The sequence below is a fragment of the uncultured Arcanobacterium sp. genome, assembly GCF_947253055.1.
In the GTDB taxonomy this organism is placed as follows: domain Bacteria; phylum Actinomycetota; class Actinomycetes; order Actinomycetales; family Actinomycetaceae; genus Arcanobacterium_A.
Genome location: NZ_CAMXYE010000097.1, coordinates 1 through 3,794, shown reverse-complemented (window position 1 = coordinate 3,794; position 3,794 = coordinate 1). Strand labels below are relative to the sequence as shown.

Below are 3,794 nucleotides of genomic sequence, written 5' to 3'. Positions count from 1 at the left end.
TTTGTGGAGCCCACTACGCGGCGGCATAAACAAGATTTGTTGAATCTAGCGGCGGCGCAGAATATCGAAGTGTGCAATATATATGCCGATACTCTCACTCCGGAAGTGCCTAACTATTTGGCACTCTTGAAATATAACGGGAAAGCTTTGAAAAATTGTCTAGATCCAGGCTCCTTGCCGGCGTGGGAACCGGAAGATGTACGCCGTGTCGCATTAAAGGCCAATGCCGGTAAGTAGTACCGCAGTTAATGAGGAAATAGAGGTAAAAGTGAAAAAATTAAGTAAGATTTCCGGTTTGCTCTTGTGGTTTACCGTGTTTTTACTGTTTGGATTGTTTCTAATTATTGCGGGAGTGCATCCGCTGGCTGTTGCCGATGATTCTCCAGCTGGAGAGGTGGATCCGGCTCTTACCCAGGTAGTGGACAAAGACGAAAAAATAGCTCCGCGGGGGCAGGCAGTAGAAATTTCGGCGGGGCATCTCGATATGGGTGCAAAAATGCACGACGGGAAAATGGAACTTATGCTGCGTGACGACACCACGGGCACTCCTATTTGGCGGCATATTTCAGATGTGGTGGTGCGCGTAAGCGATAAAGGAAAATTAGCGGTACCTGCCGGTAAGGAATATGAATTTACCAAAGCGCAGGGAGAAGCTTGGGTGATACCGCAGCAACAATTAGACGGGGTCGTTTGGCTGGGCTGGAATACCCAAGATCCGGAATTACTCGCCGTTTCGAAAGGCGGAGTGAATTTAATTTTTGGTGGGCACCAAGGAGCTGGAAACTTTAGTGCCTTCGTAGACGCCGGTAATTTCTCCGGCCCGCAGAAACTTTGGAATGCAGCGGAGAAGAAATCACAGCCCGTATTTATAGAACCTAATACTCATACCCACGTGAACTGGGTATTCACAGATCCAGGGGAGCATCTACTGCGTTTGACCGCCGAAGCCTCTATCAGGGGGAAGACCGTATCAGATACGCAGATTCTCCATCTCGCCGTGGGAGATAAGGCAGACGGGCAAAAAGCCTTAGCGATGCAGTGGGAAGAAAGTGGCTCTTTGCCAGCTCCAGAAGCAGCTAGTGGAGCAGAGGCAGAAAATTCGGAATTTAGTTCGCGCTTTGTGCTCTATATTGGGGTGGCCTTGCTGGCGCTCGCCGGAGGCGTCCTCGGTTTGGCGCTAGCGCTGCGTCGGCGCACTGCGGCGCGGCAAGCGGAGGCATTGCATGAGTGAAAAACCCTTGCTACATATCAGCGATTTAGCCGTCAATCTGGGCGGGCGCGCCGTACTGCGCGATATTAATCTGGATATATCCCCCGGGGAGCTACTGTGTGTAATTGGACCTAACGGGGCGGGAAAGACCACTCTAATTCGCGCCATTATGGGGCTTTTACCATTGGCAGCAGGGAAAATAGAGTTGCAAGGAGGAGTGGGGTACGTGCCGCAGCGGCAAGATGCCGATTGGAGCTATCCCATTTCGGTAGAGCAAGTAGTGCTCACTTCGCTGAAACCTCGATTTTTAGCTACCGCTGCGCAGTGGCGAAAAGTCTATCAAGCGCTAGAAAAGGTGCAGCTACTAGATTTGCGCCAGCGCAATATCGGCGAGCTTTCCGGTGGGCAAAAACAGCGTGTGCTAATTGCGCGGGCGCTAGTGAGCCAACCAGAGTTATTGCTGCTAGATGAGCCTTTTACGGGATTAGATCACCCCAATCAAGATTTGCTGGCGGAGCTTTGCCAGCAGTTAAAGGCGGCCGGAATTTCTATTTTGATGTCTACGCATGATTTAGCGCAGGCCGCGGAAATAGCAGACCGGATGTTGATACTTAATCGGCGCGTACGCGCTCTTGCTCCGTTGGCTGAGCTAACTGACCCGCAGCTTTGGGCAGAGTCTTACGGTGTAGATATAAATTCACCTCTGGTGCGCATGATGAGTGCGCTAATAGAAAAGCCTACTGCGGTGGAATCTCGAGCAGAATTTCGAGCAGGATCCGGAAAAGAGCAGAAATAAAAATGAGCATAATTGATTTCTTTACCGATATGAGTAATCCGGCTTTAGCGTTTTTACCGCGGGCACTCCTCATGGCCGTAATGAGCTCGGTACTGTGCGGGGTAGTCGGCACCCACGTAGTGTTGCGCGGGCTTTCGTTTGTGGGAGATGCGCTTTCGCATGCGGTATTCCCCGGTATTGCCGTTTCTTTTGCCTTAGGCACATCCACGCTGATTGGAGGCGCGGCCGCCGGAATAGCGGTAGCCGTCCTTATAGCTCTTTTCGCCTATAACCAAGCAGTGCGAGAAGATTCGCTAATCGGCATTTTCTTCACGGCTGCTTTTGCGCTCGGTTTACTCATAATTTCTCGATTGCCGAACTACACTGGTTCGCTGGAGTCTCTACTCTTTGGCTCTCTCACCGGTGTGCGGAGTCGGGATCTGCTGGTAGTAGCAGCAGTGGGAATAGCAGTATTAGGGTTGTTACTTTATTACCATCAGGCTTTATTGGCGGTGAGTTTCGATAGGGATTACGCCCGCGCTATCGGATATTCTCCGCTGCGCACGGATCTACTTCTCTATCTCTGCATCGCCATCTCTGTGGTGATTTCGGTATCAACTATCGGAAATATCTTGGTGATTGCTCTTCTAGTGGCGCCAGCTGCCGCTGCGCGAATGATAAGCCCACGGGTATCGTCAATGATGCTAATAGCTCCGCTCATCGGTATCTGCGCAGCAGTAATAGGAATGTGGGTATCGTGGGCTTTCGCAGTGCCCACCGGAGCGGCTATTGTTCTGGTGGTGAGCGTCATTTTTGTGCTGGTCTGGATATTGGTGGCACTGCGTACGCGTTACGCGGCGCGCCGGCGCAAACTACCTGTCTTCGGCGCGTAAGCCCCCAGTTTTTCGGGAAAACCAGTACGGTGGAATTGTGAGTCTTTTTTCCCGTCATAACCCAGACCGCGCGGCGGAAAAATCCGCTGCGGAAAAATCCGCTGCGGAAGTAGAAGCAGACGCTGCTCCAGAAGTAACTTCGGATAGCGTAGAAACTAGTGTAGAAACTAGTGGCGAAGCTATCCCAGAAGCCAATCAGGTAGCTAGTGCTGCCGCGAGTGCGGCAAATTCTGAAATTAACGTGGAAGCCAATCCGGAAGTAACCGCAGAATCCAGTGCGGCAGATTCTGAAAGTACTGATGATCCGGAAACTGTTGCCGTTAATTCCGAAACTAGTGGCGAAAATAATGCGGTGCAACAAAGCTCCGCCCCGGCGGTGCAAAAAACTGCTGGCGAATTGATGGAAGAAGCATATGCCAGTTGGTATGCCGAACTTAGCGCCGAAGCAGAAAAGATGGCTTCCCGCCCGGAAGTGGTCAATACGGGAGTTATCGATATTACTCACCCGCACCCCACTGGAGCTGCGCAGCTTTATTCGCACACTTTGACCCGGCTTTCTTCGTTAATACGGGAAACTAATGCATTGGCGGCAGCGCGCATTCAACTTTCGCGCCTGCACGATACAGTGCGGGAGATGGAATCTATACACGGTTTCGCCCCGATTTCTCTGAGCGCGGGTTTGATTTCTTGGACGGCACTCCCGGCGGAGAATTCGGCCAGCGCAGCCAGCACCGGTAGCGGAGCTAGCACTGATAGTATGGCCAGCACTGATAGCGTAGCCAACACCAGCAATACTACCAGCACTGACAGTACAGCTCCGGCAAATCCGGGCGCCGACCTAAGTGGGGAATCGGGGGCAGCGGATAAATCGGATGTTGAGCTGTCTCTTATACACATCTGACGCTGCCGACGAAAC

4 protein-coding genes and 1 pseudogene are annotated in these 3,794 nt (G+C 52.0%); all 5 read left to right on the top strand.

Features of this window, described 5'->3' with window-relative positions; translation table 11 throughout:
* Positions 1–237: pseudogene (locus Q0X35_RS06140) on the top strand (anchored repeat ABC transporter, substrate-binding protein); the annotation flags it as partial.
* Positions 238–268: 31 nt separating this feature from the next.
* Positions 269–1,231: a choice-of-anchor M domain-containing protein gene (locus Q0X35_RS06135; protein WP_297566575.1), complete on the top strand. Its 963-nt coding sequence runs from the start codon at positions 269–271 to the stop codon at positions 1,229–1,231.
* Positions 1,224–2,006, top strand: a complete 783-nt coding sequence (locus Q0X35_RS06130) for a metal ABC transporter ATP-binding protein (protein ID WP_297566573.1) — start codon at positions 1,224–1,226, stop codon at positions 2,004–2,006. Before Q0X35_RS06135 ends, Q0X35_RS06130 begins: the two co-directional genes overlap by 8 nt.
* A gap of 2 nt (positions 2,007–2,008) precedes the next feature.
* Positions 2,009–2,878, top strand: coding sequence for an anchored repeat-type ABC transporter permease subunit (locus tag Q0X35_RS06125; RefSeq protein WP_297566571.1), 870 nt, complete (start codon positions 2,009–2,011; stop codon positions 2,876–2,878).
* Positions 2,879–2,915: 37 nt separating this feature from the next.
* Positions 2,916–3,779: a hypothetical protein gene (locus Q0X35_RS06120; protein WP_297566569.1), complete on the top strand. Its 864-nt coding sequence runs from the start codon at positions 2,916–2,918 to the stop codon at positions 3,777–3,779.
* Positions 3,780–3,794 lie beyond the last annotated feature (15 nt).